Raw genomic sequence first — 19,346 nt, forward strand, 5'->3', positions numbered from 1 at the left:
GGCTTGCCGATCACCTCGGCGGCGCGATTCCCGGACGGGCCGCCGGAACCTCACGGGGAGCCGTCGGCGAGAACCTGCTCCAGCGCGTGCGCGGTCTGGCGGACCATCCCGGGGTTGGTGTCCCAGTAGTACGCCAGCCCCGTCACGGCCTGGTAGAGCGCCCAGCCGCGGCCACGCACCCATGACGCGTCGTCGACGCGGAGCTCGGCCCGGAAGCGCAGGCGGCTGTCACCCGCGAACACGTTCCAGGCGGGCTGGAGGTCGCAGGCGGGATCACCCACGTTGAGGCCGCCGAAGTCGATGACCGCGGACAGGCGGCCGTCGACGACGAGCAGGTTGCCCGGCAGCAGGTCGCCGTGCACCCAGACCTCCGGCCTGTCCCACGCCGGGGCGTCGAGCGACTCCCGCCACGAGCGGAGGACCGCTCCGCCGTCGACGCGGTCGCCGAGCTCGGCGACCGCTCGGCGGACATGCTCGTCACCTTCGGTGAGCGGCCCGCCGCGAGCGTGCGGGAGGCGCGGATGCGCGCCGGCGGTGTCGACCCGCCGCAGCGCCTTCACGAACGCGGCGAGATCGACGGCCGCCCGGCCCGGATCGTGGATCGTGCCGTTGGCGTTCTCACCGGGCAGCCACTCGTACACGGACCAGACGAAGGGGTAGCCCTCGGCCGGGTCTTCCAGCGCCACCTGCACCGGAACCGCGAGCGGCAGGTGCGGTGCGAACCTCGGCAGCCACCGCGCCTCCAGGGCCGCCGCCCCGGTGGCCGCCTTTATACGCGGCAGCCGGACGGCCAGGTGGTCTCCGAGCCGGTAGATGTCGTTCTCCGTCCCGTAGGAGGCGACGGGTTCGATCCGCAGGCCGGCCCACTGGGGGAACCGTCCCGCGATCAACCGGCGAACGAGCGCGGCATCGGTGTGGATCTCGTCGGGATGCATCTTCTTCGCTGTGCTCATCACCTCCATCCTCGATCGCCCGTTTCGGAGGCGGCAATCGGTTTTCGACGTCACGCGCGGCGCCGGAAGCGGTGACGGCCGCTCCCCGCGTCCGGGAGCCGGGAGCCGGAAGCCAGGAACCGGAAGCCGGAAGCCGGGAGGTGGGAGCCGGGAGTGAGGCGGGCGAGGGCACCCCGGAGCCGGGCCGGTCCGCCCGGGGCCGGGTCAGCGGGCGACGGCGGCCACGGCGGCCACGATCGCCTGGGCGTTCGCCGGCACCGGCATGCCCTCGACGAAGACGGTCGGCACGGCGCTCACCCCTCGCTCGACGGCGACCCGCGTCACGTAGGCGCTCCAGTCGAGGTAGGTGCCGTCGCGCGCGCCCTCGCCGAACGCCGGGCCGGTGAGCCCGACCGGGCCGCCGAGTTCGATCAGCTCGTCGTCGGTGAGTCCCGCCCCTCCCTCGGGGGGCTGGTTGGTGAAGAGCGCGTGAGCGTACTCGACGAACTTCCCGCCGTCCGAGGCGCAACCGGAGGCCGCCGACGCGCGGGAGGAGTACCGGCTGGTCGACAGCCTGTCCAGGAAGCCCATCGGGTGGCACACCAGGCTGATCGCCCGCTCCCTCACCATCCTGTTCAGCGCCGGCCCGGACGTCTGCTCGAACGACCTGCAGAACGGGCACAGGAAGTCGACGTAGACGTCGACGGTGACCGGGCCCGTACCGACGACGACGCCGGCTCCGTCGGCGGAGGCACCGGCCGGCACCTGGACGGGTGCCGTCGCCCGCTGCGGTCGCGTGCTCATGAGGTCCTCCTCGCGGTGTTCGGGGAGAGACCCGGACCCGTGCGCCCGAGAACTCCTTTGTTCGTACCCACCTCCCGGGTGCCGGAGCTTAAGAACGGTCAAAGCCGGGATCACGGATCAGGCTCCACGGCGCCCCCGGCACCGGTCTCCTCGCCGGGTTTCCCCGCCGGACGCTCCGCCGGATTCGGCGTACCGGCACGGAAACCCATTTGTCGCCGGTACCGCTCTGCGGGGAGGATCGGGTTCTGATGAGCCGACCCGTCATCTCCGAGATCCCGACCGGCCCCGTGGCCGTCCCCGACGTCGTCGCGGCGCTCGCCGGCGGCGACACCGTCACCCCGGTGTGGCGCAACGAGCTCGGCGGCCTGACGTTCCGTCTCGAAGACGGGCACGGTGCCACCCGATACGCCAAGTGGGTTCCCGCCGGCACCCCGGAGATCGATCTCCCCGGTGAGGCGGAGCGTCTGATCTGGGCGCGGCGATGGGCGGCCGTCCCCAGGGTGATCGAGCACGGCACGGACGCCGACGGCTCCTGGCTGGTCACGGCGGCGGTCCCCGGCCTCTCGGCGGTGGACCCCCGGTGGAGCACCGACCCGGCGACCGCGGCGGCCGCGATCGGCCGGGGGCTGCGCCTGCTCCACGACGCCCTGCCCGCGGACCGGTGCCCCTACGACTGGAGCGTCGATCGACGGCTCGTCCGTGCCGACGAGCGCATCGCCGACGGCGAGGGGCCGGCCGAGCGCTTCCCCGAGCACCGGCACCTGGGCCTCGCGGAGGCCAGGGCCCGCATCGGCGAGCCGCCCCCCGTCGACCGCCTCGTCGTCTGTCACGGGGACGCGTGCGTCCCCAACACCCTGCTGCACGCCGACGGCACGTTCGCCGCGCACGTCGACCTGGGGTCGCTCGGGGTGGCCGACCGGTGGGCGGACCTCGCGGTCGCGGCGTGGAGCATGGACTGGAACTACGGCCCCGGGCACGACGGCGTCGTGTACGACGCGTACGGGATCGTCCCTGACCCGGAGCGCATCGCCTACTACCGCCTGCTCTGGGACATGGCCTGACCGGCACCCCCGGCCCTCGTTCTGAAACGTTCCGTCGAGCGAGGGGATCACGGTGCCGAGCCGCTGTTCGCGGGCGTCACGGTCCGGTGCGCTAGCGGACGGAGCAGATCGCGGAGCCGATCACCGCCGTCACCGCCTCCGGGTGCGACACCAGGGTCAGGTGCGAGCCGCCGGGGAACTCGGTGACCTTCGAGCGCGCCCGGTGGGCCATGAAACGTTGCGAGGACGGGGTGATGATCCGGTCTCCGGTGCTGATGAAGTACCAGGAGGGGATCGTCTTCCACGCCGCCGCCTTCGACGGCGTCGTGAACGCGCTGGTCGAGGCGGGGCGCTGGGAGGCCCACAGGTGCATGGCGGTGGGGCGGGGCAGGTCCGAGGCGAACGAGCGGACGAACACCTCTTTCCTGAGGTACAGATCCGTCGCTCCCCGGGGCGCGTCCGGGTAGGACACCGTGTCGTAGAGGGAGGCGGGATCCGCCGAGAGGGCGGAGCCGCGGCCGCTGAGCCCGCCGGTGGTCTCCCCGACGTCGGGCGCCGCCGCGTCGACGTACACCAGGGCCTTGACGTTCGGAACGCCCGCGGCGGCGTTCGTGATCACCGAGCCTCCGTACGAGTGCCCGACGAGCACGATCGGGCCGGAAACGGTTCTCAGGAAGTCGGCGACGGAGGCGGCGTCGCCGGTGAGGTTCCGGAGCGGGTTGGGTACGGCCCGCGCGACGTAGCCCGCTCGCTGCAGGGAGTCCACCTCGCCTCTCCAGCTGGAGGTGCCGGCCCAGGCGCCGTGCACCATGACGACCGTGGGCTTGGCGCGGCCCGGCGACCGGCAGGGCAGCGGCTCGGTGGCGAGCGCCGCCGACGCGTGTGCCGCTGACGCGTGTGCCGCTGACGCGTGTGCCGCTGACGGGTGCGCCATTGACGCGTGTGCCGCCGACCCGTGTGCCGCCGTGGTCGTCGGGCCCCTTGTACCCGCTGTGGCCGTCTGGGCGCCGGTCGCCGGCGACGTCACCGCGGAGGCGGTGATCACGGCGAGTGCCAGCGCGGGCGCTGTCCCGCTGTACCGCCGGCAGGTGCGTGCGGATCTCATCTTTCTCTCCCTTGACGTGATGGATGATCTTCAGGTTCCGCCGGAAGGCGTCCGGCTTCTCCGTGTCATGCCGCCGCTCCCGCCGAGGACCCGCTCCCGGCGGGTGAGCAGCGCGGTGTCGGCGAGGCCGGTGTCGGCGAGGGCGATGACCCGGGTACGGGGGTGGGCCGCCCGGGCGATCCCGGCGAGGACGTGACCGGGGGGTGTCTGGACGAACAGGGTGGTGCCGAGCTCGCCGAGCAGGGCGACGACGTCGCGCCATCTCACCGTGGTGGCGACGCCACGGGCGAGGTCGTCGAGGACGGCGGCGGAGTCGCGCAGGAGGCGTCCCGTGGCGTCGCCGAGGTAGGGGACGCCGAGGGGGCGCCGGGGGATCCCGGCGAGGTGGTCCTCCATGGCGTCGGCGACGCGGCCGAGCAGCGGGCAGTGCGAGGGGACGGCGATGTCCAGGCGTTGTACGCGCCGGGCTCCGGCCCGGGCGGCCGCCGCGCCGAGGCGCTCCAGGGCCCGGTCGCCGCCGGCGACCACGAGCTGCCGGTCGGCGTCGATGACGGCCAGGTAGGCCGGGTCGTCGTCGGTCGTGATCGACTCGATCACCCGCCGGACCTCGGGCACGCTCAGCCCGAGGACGGCGGCCATGCCGTACCCGCGAGGGTAGGCGTCGCGCATCAGCTCGCCGCGGTGGCGTACGGCCCCGAGGGCTTCGGCGAAGGTCAGGACCCCGGCCGCGACGGCGGCGGGGAACGCCCCGGCGGAGTGCCCGGCCACGGCGTCGGGGACGGCGCCCTCACCGGCGAGGGCGCGGGTCGCGGCGACCCCGGCGACGCAGAGCGCGACCTGCGCGGTGACGGTGGACTCCAGCGCCTCCGCGGTGTCCAGCGGGAACGAGCCGGGCAGGACCCGCTCGGCCTCGGCCCGGGTCGCGGCGACGGCCGGATGGTCGGGCAGGTCGTGGAGCATCCCGGGCCGCTGGGTGCCCTGGCCGGGATAGAGGAACGCGACGCTCACGCGAGGATCCACGGGTCGTCCACCAGGCGCGGGCCGTGGTCGGTGCGGGCCATGACGGGGCCGCCGGCGCGGGCCCACTCGGTGAGGCCGACCCCGCCGCCGGGTGTCTCCAGCTGGCAGTCGACCTTGCCGGGGAGGGCGGCGAAGATGGCCGCCAGCCGGACGGCCAGGGCCCGCTCCAGCCTGCGCGGCGTCCGGATCAGCAGGTCCAGGTCGCTTCCCGGACGGGTGGCCGGCTTGCCGGTGGCCAGCTCGAAGCCGACACCGCCGATCGGGCCCCAGGTGGTGTCGCCCTCCAGCTCCGCGGCGAGCAGGAGGGCGACGGCGGAGAGGGTGACGGCGAGCAGGGGCAGCCAGGGCCGCCGCCCCCTCAGTTCCTCGGGCGGTACGGAGCGGGTGACCGCGTCGTGGGGGACGAGGACGGCGTGGCGCTGCCATCGCTCGGGTCCCCGGATGCCGACCGGGACGAGGCCGGGCGGGTGCGGGGCCCGCCGTACGACGCCCCAGGGGCAGGCGGCGATCGACGCGGGCACCCACCCCGGGGGCGAGCCGTCGAGGGCCGCGGCTCCGGAGAGCCGCAGCAGGTCGTGCGGGCGCGCGGTCACCGCCATTGGGCGGCGAGCGCCTCGTGGACGCGGCGAGAGGCGGCCCGGGTTCGCCGGGCGGCGGGCGAGGTGAGCCGGTTGCTCAGGTCACGGGGGCCCTGACGGGCCCGTTCGACGGCGGCGGCGAGGGCGTCCTTCACCTTCCTGACGTCCCCCGCGGTCGGGTCCGCGGCGTTCTCGACCTTCAGGAGCTCGTCGCACAGGCCGAGCTTCGCCCAGTCGGTGACGTCGTAGGACAGCGGGGGGATGCGCCGTGCCAGCTCGTCGAGCTCCTCGACGGTCCGGCGGGTCACCCTCGCGGCGGCCTTCCTGTGCATGGCGTGGACCACCACGCCGGGGTCGTCGAGCGCCAGGATCCGGCCGGCCTGCGCGCCGTGCGCCAGGAATCCGCCGGACAGCGCCGTCCCGACGATGAGGGTGATCAGGGGGTGTCCGGCGGTGCGGGCGCGGGCGTAGGCGTCCACCGTGACGGCCAGGGCGTGATGGATGCCGAGCACCTCCTCGACGCGCCCGTAGGCCTGGCTGGGCACGTCGACGACGGCGACGATCGGACGGCGGCGGCCCTCGGGCAGGTGCGCGTCCCCGGCGACGATTTCGGTCACCGCCTCGGCGAGGGCGAGTCCCTCGCGGAGGCCGACCTCGCCGCGGCGGGCCCGGTGGTAGGGGCTTCGCGGGTCCGGCACGACGGTGATCAGGCGGGCGACGTCGTCCCCCAGGGCGGCGTCCGCCGTGATCACGGACGGGACCACGTCGCTCACGTCGCCGTCGGCGAGCGCCCGGGTCCAGCTCCGCCCCCGGCTCGCCTCCTGTCCCGCCCCGGCGCCACGGTCTCCTTCCGGCGGTACGGCTTCCTGGGTCGGGGTCTTCGGTGGTATGGCTTCCTGGGCCGGGGTCTTCGGTGGTATGGCTTCCTGGGCCGGGGTCTTCGGTGGTACGGCTTCCTGGGCCGCGGCCCTCGGTGACACGGCCTGCTGAGACGCGGCCTCCGGCGGTACGGACTCCCGCGCTGCCTTCGCCCAGACGGCCGCGAGGTCGGCGGGGGCCGGCGGGTCGGCCGGGTCGACGGCCTGGAGGCGGGCCCGCAGCTCGCCGACGCGCTGGGAGCGGTGCTCGGCGGGCACGCCGTGCTCCACCACGTCGATCACGGCCGAGCGCACGGCGGTGACGTCGTCGAGGACGAGCGCGTCGGCCAGCGCGGTCGCCGTGCGCTGCGTGCCGCCGTCGATCGCCCAGATCAGCGTGTGGTCGGAGGCGTCGAACTCGGCCACGCCGGCCTCGGACTCGATCACCTCGGGACCGTCGAGCCCGAGACGGCCCTCCCGGGTCATGACCAGCCCCGTGCACAGCCCGGCGGCGATGCTCATGCCGCCGAAGCAGCCCAGAGCCCCGGCGATGACGCCGACCACGGGCCGCAGGGCGCGCAGCTCCAGCAGCGCCGAGCACACCTCCGCGATCGTGGCCAGGCCCAGGTTGGCCTCCTGCAGGCGTACGCCTCCGGTCTCCAGCAGCAGGATCGCGGCCGTCGGGGTGCCGTCGCGGTTGTCGGCGGCGGCCAGGGAGAGCGCGGCGGCGATCTTCGCGCCGGAGACCTCGCCGATGCCGCCGCCCTGGAAGGCCTGTTCGACGCCGATCACGACCGCGGGCCGTCCGCCGAGCTCCCCCTTGACCACGACGACGCCGTCGTCGGCCTCGGGGACGACACCCTGGGGTTCCAGCCAGGGCGACTCGATCCGGTCGAAGGGGCCGCACAGCTCGCGGGCGGTCCCGGTGTCGAGCAGCGCGACGGCGCGCGCCCGGGCGCCCAGCTCTATGACGCCGGTACGGGCGAGCAGCGCGTTCCAGTCCGTCCGGGTGTCCTGTGGAGTCGTCGTGGACGTCATGCCCTGCCCTCCTCGATGGCCTGCCGCAGGCGCAGGGTGACCACGCCGGGTGTCGCCCCGAAGTCGTTGAGCTCGAAGCTCCCGGCGACCCCGTGGCGGGCGAAGAACCGCTCCAGCACGGTCCGCCACACCGTGTCGAACCCGTCGACGCTGGTGCATACGCGCACCCGGGCGACGGCGGCCGGTTCCGGGGTCATCAGGACCTCCAGGTCCCCCGAACCGACCACGCCGACGTGCGCCCGCCGGGCGGGCGGCCGGTCGGCGGGGAACTCGTAGTTCAGCGTCTGCACGTGAGCACCTTCCGTTCGGCTCGGGCGACGTGTCCGGGCCACGGCACCATGTCGAGGAAGAGCGCGGCGGCCAGCAGGTCGGCGCTCCCGCCCGGTGACAGCCGCCGGGCGGCACACCGCTCGTCCAGTTCGGCCAGGGCGGCCCGGCCGCGGGCCGTCCCCGCGCCTCCCTCGGCCAGGACGCGCCCGGCGCCGGACCGCACGACGCGCAGGCCCCCGGGACCGCCGCGGTGCAGGACGCAGGTGTCCTCCAGGAGGCTCATCACCGCCAGCAACGCGTCCAGCCGGGCCACCTCCTCGGGGACCCCGGCCGCCCCGGCCCGGCGCAGCCTCGGCAGGGCGACCTCGACGACGTGGGGGAAGGCGGCCTCGGCCTCGCCCCGGGCACCGCGCACCCCGTACCGCCGCCGGGCCAGCTCGCCGTGGGAGGGCGCCCCCACCGGGAGACACCGGTCGGGAAGGGCGGCCAGCCGGGCCGCCCGACCGGCGGCCTCCCGCTCGTCGGCGGCACCGGCGGCGACGGTGGCGACCAGCAGCCCGAGCGTCCACAGCGCCCCGCGATGCGTGTTCACCCCCCGGGTGACCCGCAGCATGGCCGCCTCCCCCGCGCGGCCGAGCCGGCCCAGCTCCTCCCGGAGTTCGAGGCTCGCGTGGTCGTGCCGGCCCGGCTCTTGCCGGAGTTCGAGGCTCGCGTGGTCGTGTCGGCCCAGCTCCTCCCGGAGTTCGATGCCCGCACGGCCGTGCCGGCCCGGCTCCTCCCGGAGTTCGTTCCCGGCGGACGTCCGCTCCGCCGCCTCGGCGACGGCGCGGAACGCGGGGCGCAGCGCCCGCGCTGAGGCCAGGAGGAGCGGCAGGTCCATGTCGCCGTGCGCGCCGCTTCCCCGGCGGTCGGCCAGGCCCGGTTTGGGGCTCAGGCACGCCTCCTGGCACAGCGCCCGGACGGCCAGGCCGGCGAGCAGGGCCGGGGACGGCCTCCGCGTCCGTTCCCCCGTCGCGGGCGCACCACCGATGACGGTCATGGCGGGTCACCAGGTCCGGAACCGGGCGGGCGGATCGTACAGGCCGCCGGACCAGGCGACGAGGTCCTCGACGCTGCGGGCCGCCAGCAGGGAGCGGTCCGCCCTGCGGACGTCGACCTTGAGGTCCTCCGGCAGCGCCACCAGGCCGTCGCGGCGCAGCTCCTCCACACGCCGCTCGGTGATGTCGCGGCCCACCGGGGTGGCCCCTGCGACCGCGGCCACCGCCTCGCGCCGCTCGGCCGGGCCGGAGGTCCTGTAGAGGTAGGCCACCCCCTCCTCGGTCACCACGTGGCTGACGTCGTCGCCGTAGATCATGACCGGCGGGATGGGCATGCCGGCGTCCTTGCCCACCTGGATCGCGTCCAGCGACTCCACGAACGCGGGGACGCCCCCGGAGCGGAAGGTCTGCGTGATCTGCACGACGAGCTTGCGCCCCCGCGGCGCGGACGTCTCGCCGGTCAGCAGGCTCAGCCAGGCGGGGGAGGGGTGCCTGCGGCCGTGCGGGTCGTGTCCCATGTTGGGCGCTCCGCCGAAACCGGTCAGCCTGCTCTCGGTGACCGTCGAGGAGTTGGCGTCGGCGTCGATCTGCAGCGACGACCCGATGAACATGTCCACGGCGTACTGGCCCGCGAGCTGGCACAGCACCCGGTTCGACCGGAGCGACCCGTCCCTGCCGGTGAAGAACACGTCGGGGCGGGCGGCGACGTAGCGCTCGGTGCCGGGTTCCCCGCCGAAGCAGTGCACCGACTCGACCCAGCCGCTCTCGATGGCGGGGATGAGCGTCGGGTGCGGGTTGAGCGTCCAGTGCCTGCAGATCTTCCCGCGCAGGCCCAGCTCCTCGCCGTACGTGGGCAGGATGAGCTCGATCGCCGCGGTGTCGAAGCCGATCCCGTGGTTCAGCGTGGTCACGCCGTGCCGCTCGTAGATCCCGCGCAGCGCCAGCATGGCCATCAGGATCTCCACCTGGCCGATCTGGCGGGGGTCCCGGGTGAACAGCGGCTCCAGCGCGAACGGGCGGGGGCTCTCCACGACCAGGTCCACCCAGTCGCCGGGGATGTCCACCCGGGGAACTCTGTCCACCAGCTCGTTGACCTGCACCAGGACCACGCCGTCGTGGAACGCCGTCGCCTCGGCGATGGTCGGGGTGTCCTCGGTGCCGGGCCCGGTGTAGAGGTTCCCCTCGCGGTCGGCCTGTTCGGCGCAGAGCAGCGCGACGTCCGGGGTGAGGTCGACGAACATCCGCGCGTACAGCTCGACATAGGTGTGGATCGCCCCGACCTCGACCGTGCCGTCGGCGAGCAGCTGCGCCATGCGCACGCTCTGCGGACCGGCGTAGGAGAAGTCGAGACGGTGGGCCACGCCGCGCTCGAAGACGTCCAGGTGCTCGCGCAGGCTGATCGAGGAGATCAGCAGGTGGAGGTCGTGCAGCACATCCGGATCGCACCCGGCCAGCGCCTCGGCGAGGAAGTCCGCCTGCTTCTGGTTGTCGCCCTCCAGGGCCACCCGGTCGCCCGGTCGCAGCAGGGCCTGCAGGGCGTCGCGCGTCCGCCCGGTGTCCAGGACCCGGCCCGGGGTGTCCGGGGTGCCTGATGGACCTGAGGGGCCCGAGATGAAGGGCCGCACCGCCTCCAGCCGCTCGCGTTTCGCGGTTCGCCGCCGCGTCCAGTCCCGGGGTACCACCTTCGTGAGTGCCATCGCCTGCCCCCAATTAAGGTCCTTGGGGCTAATACCTCGTGAAACATAAGAATTAACTCAAATTGCATTAAAGCGTCACAGAAGGTGATCAGGGTTCGGTATCGGTTCGGCGTGGTCGTGGACGCCGGAAGGCATGGGCCGGCGGCCGGACGACCGACAGGGCGCCGCGCGGTTGAGGGGGCCCATGCGGTTGAGGGGCCCCGTGCGCGGAATGATGGTCGGTGAGTTCGCCTACCGCTGACGGGAGCCACGGATGCAGATCGGTGTCGTCTTTCCACAGACCGAGATCGGCGCGGACGCGGGAGCGGTGCGCGCCTACGCGCAGGGGGCCGAGGGGCTCGGGTTCCGGCATCTGATGGCCTACGACCACGTCGTCGGTGCCGACCCGGAGGTGCACCGGGGCTGGAAGGGCGTCTACGACATAGAGTCGACGTTCCACGAGCCGATGGTCCTCTTCGGGTATCTCGCCGCGCTGACCTCGCTGGAGCTGGTCGCCGCGATCATCATCCTGCCCCAGCGGCAGACGGTCCTGGCGGCCAAGCAGGCGGCGGAGGTCGACCTGCTCACCGGCGGGCGGTTGCGGCTGGGCGTGGGACTGGGGTGGAACCAGGTCGAGTACGAGGCCCTCGGCCAGGATTTCGGCACCCGGGGCAGGCGCGTCGAGGAGCAGGTCGAGCTGATGCGCCGGTTGTGGACCGAGCGGTCGGTCACCTTCGAGGGCACCTACGACCGGGTGACCGGGGCGGGGCTGGCGCCGCTGCCGGTGCAGCGGCCGATCCCGCTCTGGTTCGGCGCGCAGTCGCCCCCGGCGTACCGTCGCGCCGGGCGGCTGGCCGACGGCTGGTTCCCGCAGGTGCCTCCCGGCCCGAAGCTGGACGAGGCCCGGGCGACGGTCGAGGAGGCCGCCGTACAGGCGGGACGCGATCCCTCGGCGCTCGGCATGGAGGGCAGGGTGAGCTGGAGGGGCGACGCGGAGGAGACGGGCGAGCTGGCCGGCCGGTGGCGGGAGGCCGGTGCCACCCACCTCGCCGTCAACACCATGAACGCGGGGCTGGGCTCGGTCGACGAGCACCTGGCCGCGCTGGAGGCCGTGGCCGGGACGCTCGGGCTGCGGAGAGGGTAGGCGGCGCCGACGACGGCCGCCCGACAGTCCGAACCCGGCCGCGACAGGGACCGGCTCTCGCCGGCGAGATGGTTCAGCGTCGCGGGATCCTGCCGAGACCGGCGACGACCTCGAACGCGCGCTCGGGGAAGGGGTCGCCGTCGACGGGACGCCAGTCGGCGGCCAGGACCACTCCCGGGTCGAGGAGTTCGAACCCCTCGAACAGCTCGCCGACCTCGCGCATGGTGCGAAGCCGCACCGGGTTGCGGGTCTGCTTGTACACCGCCAGCCCGGCGGACGCCTCGTCCTCCGGCATCGTGTCGGAACAGGCGTGGGTCAGCGCCAGGTAGCTGCCCGGCGCGAGGGCGTCGCGCAGCTGGGCCATGAGGTCGTGCGCGGCGTCCTCGGTGACGAAATGCCACACCGCCACGGTGAACACGCCGATCGGCCGGGTGAAGTCGAGCGTGGCCCGGACCCGGGGATGTTCGAGGATCTCCCGCGGCCGGCACAGGTCCCCGTGGATCGTCAGCACGCCGGAGTGGTCCACCGTCGACTGGTTGTGCGTGACGACCGTCTGGTCGTTGTCGACGTACACCACGCGGGCGTCCGGGTGGACCCCCCGCACGACCTGGTGGAGGTTCGGGGGAGTGGGCAGGCCGCAGCCGATGTCCAGGAACTGGTCGATGCCGGCGTCGGCCATGGCCTTGGCGGACCGCAGCAGGAACCCGCGGTTGGCCCGGCACGCGTCGGGGACCGTCGGGAAATGGGCGACCAGCATCTTGACGGCCTCCCGGTCCGCCGCGAAGTTCTCCTCGCCGCCGAGCATGACGTCGTACATACGGGCCGCGCTCGCCTGCGACGCGTCGCTGGGGTGGGTCACTGGGCGCCTTTCGGTGGGGGGATGTGGTCGTCCATGAGATGAATGCGGTCGCAGATCCTCATGAGGAGCGCCGTCGTGTCGCCGCTCTCGCGGGCCGCGACCGAGAGCCGGTCGAACGTGATGGCGTGCTCCTCCCGGAGGGACCGTTCGGCGATCTCGTCCTTCTCGCCGTGCACGGCGATCATCTGGGGCCGGCCGTAACCGCGGCGGAAGATGGTGAAGGGTCCGTACCCGGGCACGAACCGTGAGCCCATCGGGTTCACCTGGATGCTGATGCCCTTCATCTGGGCCGAGGCGGTCAGCGCGATGAGCTGGCGGATGTGCGCTTCCACCCCCGCGATCGGCCGCCACAGCACGGGCTCCTCGATCACGGCCCACAGCACGGGCCGGTCGGCGCCGGCGAGCACCTTCTGGCGGCGCAGCAGCTGGTCCACGCTTCTCTCGACGTGCGGGGTCGGGGTCGGGTACCGGTTCATCCGGTAGGCGGCCGCCGCGTACTCCGGGGTCTGCAGGAGGGGCGGGACGACGAACGGCTGGTAGGAGCGGATGAGGTCCGCGGTCTGTTCCAGGCGCATCACCACCGCCGCGTCCAGCGGGAGCTCCTTGCTGTCCCACCAGCCCGGTTTGCGCTCGCCGAACGCCACGGACAGCAGCATCTCCTGCTGGTACGGGTCGGTGACCCCGTACAGGGTGAAGAGGTCGCGCAGGTCGTCCCGGCGGAAGCCCCGCTGCCCGGTCTCCATCCGGCTGATCTTCGACTCGCTGGCGCGGATGGCCTTGCCGGCCTCGGCGGCGGTCAGGTTGCACTGGAGCCGGAGCTGCCGCAGCCGGGCGCCGACGATCTGGCGCGCCATGTCGCCGGCCTCCGCTTGAGCGCTCACATCCCCTCCGAGTGTCTCAGCGCACCGGACGATCAGGGGGAAGCCCCCCGTCCCCTCGACTTGCCATGGCAAGATCACCCGGAAAGTGAAATCGAGGCTATTGGTTGTTTTCTCCTGCTGTCCAGGAATTTCGAATACCGTTCCCCGAAATTTCAAGATCACAAAACTTGCGGAAGGCATGCCCGCCCGCACCCCCGGACGGCCTGGCGGGCCGCCGCACCCGGGGACCGGCGAGGGGGTACGCGGGGCGTGTCCGGGGCCGGAAGGGGCGAAGGTCCCTTCCGGCGCCGACGATCCGCCCTCGGACGGGTGACCTCGGGGCGGTGGCCGGATCGCTCGTCCTTCCCCGGTCTCCGGGCCGAGGGAAGGACGAGGGAAGGAAGGCCGAGGGAAGGAGGCCGGCGCGGCGGTCGCCGGCCACCGGGATCGTCCGCACGTCGCCGGGTTCGGCGCGCGGGGAACACCGGTCTGCGCTCGGGGAACGCGGTTCGGCGCGTGGGAAACACCGGTCTGCGCTCGGGGAACGCGGTTCGGCGCGTGGGGAGCGCGGGTCAGCGTTCGGGGGACACCGCGGTGATCTTGGCCGGGTTCATCATCCACAGCACCTGGTCGACCCCCTCGGCCGAGGCGCTGACCGTGACCACCGTGAACATCACGCCGTCGCGGCTCAGCAGGGCGGACGTCTGCCCGTTCACGCTCGCCCACTCCACCTCGACCCCGGCCCAGAACCGGTCCGCGAACGTCCTGACGTACCTGGCCACCCGGAGCGCGCCCACCACGGGGATGCGGGAGGCCCGGACGGCGCCGCCGCCGTCGGAGTAGCTGGTCACGTCCGCCGTGAAGAGCTCCTCCAGCGCGGCCAGGTCGCCGGAACGGGCGGCGGCGACGAAGGCCGTCAGGAGCCTGCGCTGCTCGGCGCCGGTCACCGGCGCGCGGCGTCCGGCGACCACGTGTCTGCGCGCCCTGCTGACCAGCTGGCGGACCGCGGACTCGCTGAGCTGGATGGTGTCGGCGATCTGCTGGTACGGGTAGTCGAACGCCTCCCGCAGCACGTACGCGGCGCGCTCCTTGGGCGAGAGCCTCTCCAGGAGAAGCAGGACCGCGAACCCCAGGGCCTCGTCCCGCTCGGCGCCGAGGTACGGGTCCGCGCCGGTGTCGACGGGTTCGGGGAGCCAGGGGCCGATGTAGGTCTCGCGGCGGACCCGCGCGGACTGGGCGGCGTTGATGGACAGCCGCGTGGTCACCGTCGCCAGGAACGCGACCGGGTTGACCACCGCGTCGCGGTCGCAGGTCTGCCAGCGCAGCCAGACGTCCTGCACCAGGTCCTCGGCCTCGCCGACGCTGCCCAGCATCCGGTACGCGATCCCGAACAGGCGTGGCCGCGCGTCCGCGAAGATCGCCGCGGCCTGTTCTAGATCTCCGGATCCGCCGGATCCGTCCGTCGGCGCGGTATCGGCCACGGTCATCGCCCCTGTCTCACCTGCTGTTCCGCACCCTATCGGTGGCCGCGTCCCGGGCCGGCGACCCCCGCCCGAGGTCTTTCCGTGTCGGCCGCCGCCCGCCCCGGGCGCGGGCACGGTCCGTGACGGCTCCACGGCGAATCCCCGGTCGCGGATTCCCGGTACCCGGATGTCACAGGGCGGGAGGCTGTCCTGTCTTTCTCCAGGGCTCCTTCGCCAGGACGGGGTCACGGAGCGACAGGAGCGAGACCTTGCCACCGACGAGTACCGGGAGCCGGATCCGGGTCCGGATGAGGGCGCGCCCGACCGACGAGCCGCACCGCGTCTCCAGCCCGCTGGAGCTGCTGTTCGACCTGACCTTCGTGGTCGCGATCGCGGCCGTCACCGCCCGGCTCGCGCACGGCGTCGCCGACGGCCACGGCCCGGCCGCGCTCGTCCCCTTCCTCCAGGTCTTCTTCGCGATCTGGTGGGCGTGGATGAACTTCACCTGGTTCGCGTCCTCCTACGACACCGACGACGTCGCCTACCGGCTGCTGACCATGGTGCAGATGGCCGGCGTGCTGGTCCTGGCCGCGGGCGTCCCGGCGGCGGCCGACGGCTCCGACTACCGTGCCGTCACGTTCGGCTACCTCGTCATGAGGCTCGGGCTCGTCGCCCAGTGGCTGCGGGCCGGTGCCGAGGACGCGCCGGGCCGCCGTACCGCGCTGCGCTACGCCGCGGGCATCACCGTCGTGCAGGTGGGCTGGGTGCTTCGCCTCCTCCTGTCGCAGGCGGGTGTCCTGCCGCCGTCAGCCCTGCTGCCGTTCTTCGCCGCTCTGGTCGTCCTGGAGCTCGCGGTGCCCCGGTGGGCGGAGCGGGCCGGGGCCACCAGCTGGCATCCGCACCACATCGCCGAGCGCTACGGCCTGTTCACGATCATCCTGCTCGGCGAGAGCGTCCTCGCCGCGGCCACGGGGGTCGAGGGGGCGCTCGAAGCGGCCGAGGTCAGCGTCTCCCTCGTCGTCATCGCCGTGTCCGGTCTCGTCCTGCTGTTCGCCCTGTGGTGGCTCTACTTCCTCGCGCCCGCCGGCGAGGGCCTCAGCGTCCGCCGCCATCGCTCCTACCTGTGGGGGTACGGACACTACGGCGTCTTCGCGGCCCTGGCGGCCCTCGGCGCCGGGCTGGAGGTCGCCGTCGAGCGGACAGGGCACGCCCTCGGGGCGTCCCCACTGGCGATCTGCTACGCCGTCGCGATCCCGGTCGGGGTGTTCCTCGCCCTGCTCGGGATGGTCCCCGCCGCCGTCCTGGCGGAGCCCGTCGTCCGCCCCGCAGCCCTCCTGGGCTGCGTCGCCGCCGTCCTGCTGCTGCCGCTCGCGGTCCCGTGGACCGGGGTGGCCGCCGTGGTCGCGGCGATCGCGACCGTCTGCGTCCTGCTGATCGCCGTCACCATCGCCCCCGGGCCCGGCCGCAGGGCGGTGTGACCCGGTTCGCCGTGCCCCGCACCACCCCGCCGATGACACGCCGGGTGAGGTGGTACGAGGTCACGGCGCGGCCGTCGCCGTGTCGTGCGGGTGCCCCGCCCGCCCGGAGGCCCCCCGGGAACGGGGGAGGAGGCGGGGCGCGGTGCCGGTCAGGGCGCCCTGAAACCCAGGGTGTAGAGGCCGGAGCCGCTCGTGGCGGTCGCCCGGTAGCGGTAGTAGCCGGCCGGGCCGTTGTAGGTGATCCTCTTGTCCGGGCCCGAGCCGGTGGCGGAGGCGACGGTCTGCCAGATGCTCCTGTTGTCCCACTTCTCCAGGTACAGGTCGAAGTCGGTGCCTTCGGGACCGTTCAGGCAACCGGAGTGGGCGCCCGAGGTGTTGGAGAGGTAGTAGGCGTTCCTCGGCTGGTAGGCCGACTGGCCGGGGGCCAGGGTGCCGCTGTAGGTGCTGGCATAGCCGGTGCAGAGGGTCGAGGGAGGTGGCTGGGTGCCCGTGGTGGCCACCAGGGTCAGGCCGTAGGCGGTGAGGATCTCACCGATCGGCTGGAAGTAGGTGGTGCCGCCCTGGCTGCAGTCGCCGGAACCGCCGGAGGTGACGCCCTGGGCCTGGTCGATGGAGATGAAGGAGCCGCCGGAGTCGCCGGGCTCGGCGCAGACGCTGGTGCGGACCAGTTGCGCGACGGTGCCCTGGGGGTAGGTGACGCTGGCGTCGCGCTGCTGGATGAGGCCGCAGTGCCAGTCGGTGGTGGAGCCGGACCGGCAGACCGAGGCCCCCTCGACGGCGATCCGGGCTCCGGCGACGGGCACGGTGCTGCCCTCGCCGTTGTCCACGGTCGGGGTGACCCTCCAGTTGTTGTTGACGGCGACCCATGAGTAGTCGCTGCCGGGGAAGGACGATCCCTGGAAGGTGCCCTGGCCGATGCGGTTGAAGCCGGTCGTGGTGTTCCCCGTCCTGCCGCAGTGGCCCGCGCTGACGAAGCCGTCCTGGGTGCCCCTGCGCACGGAGAAGCCGACCGAGCAGCGGCTGGCGGCGCCGATGTAGTAGGCGGTGCCGCCCACCAGGTCGTACAGGGGCAGGGGGGCCTCGTCGGAGGGCAGCACGATCACCGCGGTCCGGTCCACGCCGGAGCTCTGGACGTAGTTCTGCACCAGGGCGGGCTGGGGGCTCAGGACGACCACCTTGTTGCGCTTGACGTCGACGTAGCGCACGGTCGACAGGAGCGGCCGCGGCGGCACCGTGGCGTCGAGCTTCTTCTTGATCTCCGAGAGTTCCGCCATCGAGTTCGTGACGACCTCGGCCTGGGCGCCCGCGGCGACGATCTGGGGGATGTCGGCGGGGCTGGTGGTGGCCACCACCAGGGTCTGGGCGGTCTTCGTGCGAAGCCAGGCGCCGCCGAAGCGGGGGCCGAGGCTCACGCTCAGCTGCAGCGCGATCGGTGTCAGGCGGGCCTCGTTGATCAGGCGGGCCCTGGCCTGCCGGAGGGACAGGTCGAGGTCGCGCTGGATGGTCTCCAGCATGCCGGGTGGAAACTGCTGGGCCGAGGTCACCGAGGCGGCCGGGGCGACCGGCACGGCCGTCCCCGGAGGGGCGGTCCCCCGCCGGTCGGCGCCGGCCGGAGCGACCGCGGCGGTGAGTGCGATGATCGTCAGGGCGCACCCCGCGACGGTGGCATGTTTGCGATACATGCGGCACATGCGGTACATGGGTCTTTTCTCCTCGACCTCGGCTATCGAAGCATGAGGGGGGAGATCGCTCCATATCACCCGTGGATCATGTGATGGAGCACAGAACACCTTAGATCACCCGGCACCGATCACAGGCGTAACGGCGGGACGCCACGCGGGCGCGGATTTCCGGCCGGCCTGGTGGGAGGCACCCCTCGGGGCCGGTCGCCGGGAGTGGCGCGGGGGGAGCTCGAACGGCAACCCGGTTTGCCGGGTCTGCAACAATCGACCGTATGGACAAGATCGCTCAGGCCCTGTCCGAGGTCGGTCCGCGCCTCAGGCGGCTCAGGACCCGGCGTGAGATCACCCTCGCCGCCCTGTCCGAGGCGACGGGCATCTCCAAGAGCACGCTGTCGCGTCTGGAGTCCGGGCAGCGCAAGCCGAGCCTGGAGCTGCTGTTCCCCATCGCCCAGGCCTACCAGGTGCCGCTGGACGAGCTGGTCGGCACGCCCGAGGTGGGCGACCCCCGGATCCGTCTCACGCCCCAACGCGCGCATGGACGGATCGTCGTTCCCCTCACCCGCCAGCCGGGGGGCATCACGGCCTGGAAGATCCTCGTCCCCGCCGACCAGACCGAGCCCGAGCCCCGGGTCCACGAGGGCTACGAGTGGCTCTACGTGCTGTCGGGCCGGTTGAGGCTCGTGCTGGCCGACCACGACCTCGTCCTGAGCGCGGGTCAGGTCGCCGAGTTCGACACCCGGCTCCCGCACTGGTTCGGCAGCGCCGGGGCGGGGGCGGTGGAGATCCTCAGCCTCTTCGGGCCCCAGGGCGAGCGCATGCACGTCCGTGCCCAACCTCGGGCCAGAAGCTGACAAAGACCTCGCGGCGCGTTCTCCGGTCTCACCAGCCAAGGTTCCCGGTGTGATTAGACCGTAATAAGGAGATCGCTTGACGGCATGGTTGTTAGCGTTCACAGTCTTGTCCAACGCAAGATGAGGAGCGGCCGTGCAGACAAGTGTGGGGCTCCACCCCCCGGTGGCGGCCAAGGCGTCCGGGGCGGCGAGTGTGTCGTGCCGGGCGGTCTCCTGGATGTTCGACAAGCCTCCGGGCGCGTGCAGAACAGGCGCCGGGAAGCCGCGGAGCCGCGAAGTCACCCGGTGCCGGCGTACTGCCGCGACGGGTTCGCGCGGCGGGCGCGTCGCGTGAACATCTCACGCGCGCCCTCGATCGCCCCGCGGGTGAGCGGCACTCAGCCGAGGTAGCCGTCGATTCGGATGACCGGCGACATTCGTGGTCGTCCGCCCGAAATGTTAACGCTCACATAGAAGGACACCCCCCATGTTCCGAAAAATCGCAGTATTCGTTCTAACAGGCGCCCTCGCCGCGACGATGACGGGTTGCGGCAGCTCGACCGCCCCGGCCACCGGGTCGGGCACCGACACCGGCAAGGTCGCCGACGACGGCAAGATCACTATGGGGTTCTCCCAGGTGGGTGCGGAGAGCGGGTGGCGTACCGCGAACACC

At 73.1% G+C, this 19,346-nt stretch carries 17 protein-coding genes and 2 pseudogenes; 6 read left to right on the top strand and 13 right to left on the bottom strand.

Going from position 1 to position 19,346, the window contains the following annotated elements:
* Positions 1 to 50: 50 nt before the first annotated feature.
* Both AC5L38_RS41080 and AC5L38_RS41085 read right to left on the bottom strand, forming a co-directional pair.
* The gene (locus AC5L38_RS41080; RefSeq protein WP_495248231.1) at positions 51 to 953 is read right to left on the bottom strand and encodes an aminoglycoside phosphotransferase family protein; all 903 of its coding nucleotides are present in this window, start codon (positions 951 to 953) and stop codon (positions 51 to 53) included.
* A 204-nt stretch (positions 954 to 1,157) separates the two neighbouring features.
* The gene (locus tag AC5L38_RS41085; RefSeq protein WP_495248232.1) at positions 1,158 to 1,736 is read right to left on the bottom strand and encodes a DsbA family protein; all 579 of its coding nucleotides are present in this window, start codon (positions 1,734 to 1,736) and stop codon (positions 1,158 to 1,160) included.
* Between the two features lie 248 nt (positions 1,737 to 1,984).
* On the opposite strand from AC5L38_RS41085, the gene AC5L38_RS41090 reads away from it, so the two are divergent.
* Entirely contained in the window at positions 1,985 to 2,797 is an 813-nt protein-coding gene (locus AC5L38_RS41090) for an aminoglycoside 3'-phosphotransferase (RefSeq protein WP_495248233.1), read from the top strand.
* Positions 2,798 to 2,888: 91 nt separating this feature from the next.
* Here the strand turns inward: AC5L38_RS41090 and AC5L38_RS41095 are convergent, their stop codons facing one another.
* Complete coding sequence (locus tag AC5L38_RS41095) at positions 2,889 to 3,587, bottom strand: alpha/beta hydrolase (RefSeq protein WP_495248234.1); 699 nt, start codon at positions 3,585 to 3,587, stop codon at positions 2,889 to 2,891.
* Here AC5L38_RS41095 and AC5L38_RS41100 point away from each other — a divergent pair.
* Positions 3,586 to 3,729 (top strand): annotated as a pseudogene (locus tag AC5L38_RS41100) (hypothetical protein); the annotation flags it as partial. The gene AC5L38_RS41095 and the pseudogene AC5L38_RS41100 sit on opposite strands and share 2 nt — an antisense overlap.
* 182 nt (positions 3,730 to 3,911) lie before the next feature.
* On the opposite strand, the gene mdcH reads toward AC5L38_RS41100, so the two are convergent.
* Genes mdcH through mdcA form a run of 6 tightly spaced genes read right to left on the bottom strand, consistent with a single transcriptional unit; the run spans position 3,912 to position 10,378 of the window.
* The gene (mdcH, locus tag AC5L38_RS41105) at positions 3,912 to 4,889 is read right to left on the bottom strand and encodes a malonate decarboxylase subunit epsilon (RefSeq protein ID WP_495248235.1); all 978 of its coding nucleotides are present in this window, start codon (positions 4,887 to 4,889) and stop codon (positions 3,912 to 3,914) included.
* A complete protein-coding gene (locus tag AC5L38_RS41110; protein ID WP_495248236.1) occupies positions 4,886 to 5,500 on the bottom strand; it encodes a malonate decarboxylase holo-ACP synthase in 615 nt (204 codons plus the stop codon). Before AC5L38_RS41110 ends, mdcH begins: the two co-directional genes overlap by 4 nt.
* Entirely contained in the window at positions 5,491 to 7,374 is a 1,884-nt protein-coding gene (locus tag AC5L38_RS41115; RefSeq protein WP_495248237.1) for a biotin-independent malonate decarboxylase subunit beta, read from the bottom strand. Before AC5L38_RS41115 ends, AC5L38_RS41110 begins: the two co-directional genes overlap by 10 nt.
* On the bottom strand, positions 7,371 to 7,664 hold the full coding sequence (locus AC5L38_RS41120) for a malonate decarboxylase subunit delta (RefSeq protein ID WP_495248238.1): 294 nt from the start codon (positions 7,662 to 7,664) through the stop codon (positions 7,371 to 7,373). Before AC5L38_RS41120 ends, AC5L38_RS41115 begins: the two co-directional genes overlap by 4 nt.
* Positions 7,652 to 8,683: a triphosphoribosyl-dephospho-CoA synthase gene (locus AC5L38_RS41125; protein WP_495248239.1), complete on the bottom strand. Its 1,032-nt coding sequence runs from the start codon at positions 8,681 to 8,683 to the stop codon at positions 7,652 to 7,654. The genes AC5L38_RS41120 and AC5L38_RS41125 overlap by 13 nt, the downstream gene beginning before the upstream one ends.
* A gap of 6 nt (positions 8,684 to 8,689) precedes the next feature.
* Complete coding sequence (mdcA, locus tag AC5L38_RS41130; protein ID WP_495248240.1) at positions 8,690 to 10,378, bottom strand: malonate decarboxylase subunit alpha; 1,689 nt, start codon at positions 10,376 to 10,378, stop codon at positions 8,690 to 8,692.
* Positions 10,379 to 10,631: 253 nt separating this feature from the next.
* Here mdcA and AC5L38_RS41135 point away from each other — a divergent pair, with 253 nt between their 5' ends.
* Entirely contained in the window at positions 10,632 to 11,501 is an 870-nt protein-coding gene (locus tag AC5L38_RS41135) for an LLM class F420-dependent oxidoreductase (protein WP_495248241.1), read from the top strand.
* 73 nt (positions 11,502 to 11,574) lie between these two features.
* Here AC5L38_RS41135 and AC5L38_RS41140 read toward each other — a convergent pair whose 3' ends face one another.
* The 3 genes from AC5L38_RS41140 to AC5L38_RS41150 all read right to left on the bottom strand — a co-directional run bounded on the left by AC5L38_RS41140 (position 11,575) and on the right by AC5L38_RS41150 (position 14,707).
* Positions 11,575 to 12,360, bottom strand: a complete 786-nt coding sequence (locus AC5L38_RS41140) for an SAM-dependent methyltransferase (RefSeq protein WP_495248242.1) — start codon at positions 12,358 to 12,360, stop codon at positions 11,575 to 11,577.
* Positions 12,357 to 13,241, bottom strand: coding sequence for a helix-turn-helix domain-containing protein (locus tag AC5L38_RS41145; protein WP_495248243.1), 885 nt, complete (start codon positions 13,239 to 13,241; stop codon positions 12,357 to 12,359). Before AC5L38_RS41145 ends, AC5L38_RS41140 begins: the two co-directional genes overlap by 4 nt.
* A gap of 551 nt (positions 13,242 to 13,792) precedes the next feature.
* On the bottom strand, positions 13,793 to 14,707 hold the full coding sequence (locus AC5L38_RS41150; RefSeq protein WP_495248244.1) for an RNA polymerase sigma-70 factor: 915 nt from the start codon (positions 14,705 to 14,707) through the stop codon (positions 13,793 to 13,795).
* A 284-nt stretch (positions 14,708 to 14,991) separates the two neighbouring features.
* Here AC5L38_RS41150 and AC5L38_RS41155 point away from each other — a divergent pair, with 284 nt between their 5' ends.
* On the top strand, positions 14,992 to 16,161 hold the full coding sequence (locus AC5L38_RS41155; protein WP_495248245.1) for a low temperature requirement protein A: 1,170 nt from the start codon (positions 14,992 to 14,994) through the stop codon (positions 16,159 to 16,161).
* A gap of 149 nt (positions 16,162 to 16,310) precedes the next feature.
* On the opposite strand, the gene AC5L38_RS41160 is transcribed toward AC5L38_RS41155, so the two are convergent.
* Positions 16,311 to 17,843, bottom strand: coding sequence for a S1 family peptidase (locus tag AC5L38_RS41160; protein ID WP_495248246.1), 1,533 nt, complete (start codon positions 17,841 to 17,843; stop codon positions 16,311 to 16,313).
* A 272-nt stretch (positions 17,844 to 18,115) separates the two neighbouring features.
* On the opposite strand from AC5L38_RS41160, the gene AC5L38_RS41165 reads away from it, so the two are divergent.
* Both AC5L38_RS41165 and AC5L38_RS41170 read left to right on the top strand, forming a co-directional pair.
* Positions 18,116 to 18,694 carry a helix-turn-helix domain-containing protein gene (locus AC5L38_RS41165; RefSeq protein ID WP_495248247.1) on the top strand — a complete coding sequence of 193 codons (579 nt, stop codon included), beginning with the start codon at positions 18,116 to 18,118 and terminating at the stop codon, positions 18,692 to 18,694.
* Positions 18,695 to 19,160: 466 nt separating this feature from the next.
* Positions 19,161 to 19,346 (top strand): annotated as a pseudogene (locus AC5L38_RS41170) (LacI family transcriptional regulator); the annotation flags it as partial.

Source organism: Streptosporangium nanhuense, assembly GCF_059358815.1.

Bases quoted from the DNA above. Each gene is read 5' to 3' on its own strand.
- AC5L38_RS41165 (WP_495248247.1), top strand. From the start codon at position 18,116: ATGGACAAGATCGCTCAGGCCCTGTCCGAGGTCGGTCCGCGCCTCAGG.
- AC5L38_RS41080 (WP_495248231.1), bottom strand. From the start codon at position 953: ATGAGCACAGCGAAGAAGATGCATCCCGACGAGATCCACACCGATGCC.
- mdcA (WP_495248240.1), bottom strand. From the start codon at position 10,378: ATGGCACTCACGAAGGTGGTACCCCGGGACTGGACGCGGCGGCGAACC.
- AC5L38_RS41110 (WP_495248236.1), bottom strand. From the start codon at position 5,500: ATGGCGGTGACCGCGCGCCCGCACGACCTGCTGCGGCTCTCCGGAGCC.
- AC5L38_RS41125 (WP_495248239.1), bottom strand. From the start codon at position 8,683: ATGACCGTCATCGGTGGTGCGCCCGCGACGGGGGAACGGACGCGGAGG.
- AC5L38_RS41115 (WP_495248237.1), bottom strand. From the start codon at position 7,374: ATGACGTCCACGACGACTCCACAGGACACCCGGACGGACTGGAACGCG.
- AC5L38_RS41090 (WP_495248233.1), top strand. From the start codon at position 1,985: ATGAGCCGACCCGTCATCTCCGAGATCCCGACCGGCCCCGTGGCCGTC.
- AC5L38_RS41135 (WP_495248241.1), top strand. From the start codon at position 10,632: ATGCAGATCGGTGTCGTCTTTCCACAGACCGAGATCGGCGCGGACGCG.
- AC5L38_RS41095 (WP_495248234.1), bottom strand. From the start codon at position 3,587: ATGGTGCACGGCGCCTGGGCCGGCACCTCCAGCTGGAGAGGCGAGGTG.
- AC5L38_RS41150 (WP_495248244.1), bottom strand. From the start codon at position 14,707: ATGACCGTGGCCGATACCGCGCCGACGGACGGATCCGGCGGATCCGGA.
- AC5L38_RS41160 (WP_495248246.1), bottom strand. From the start codon at position 17,843: ATGTATCGCAAACATGCCACCGTCGCGGGGTGCGCCCTGACGATCATC.
- AC5L38_RS41085 (WP_495248232.1), bottom strand. From the start codon at position 1,736: ATGAGCACGCGACCGCAGCGGGCGACGGCACCCGTCCAGGTGCCGGCC.
- AC5L38_RS41155 (WP_495248245.1), top strand. From the start codon at position 14,992: ATGAGGGCGCGCCCGACCGACGAGCCGCACCGCGTCTCCAGCCCGCTG.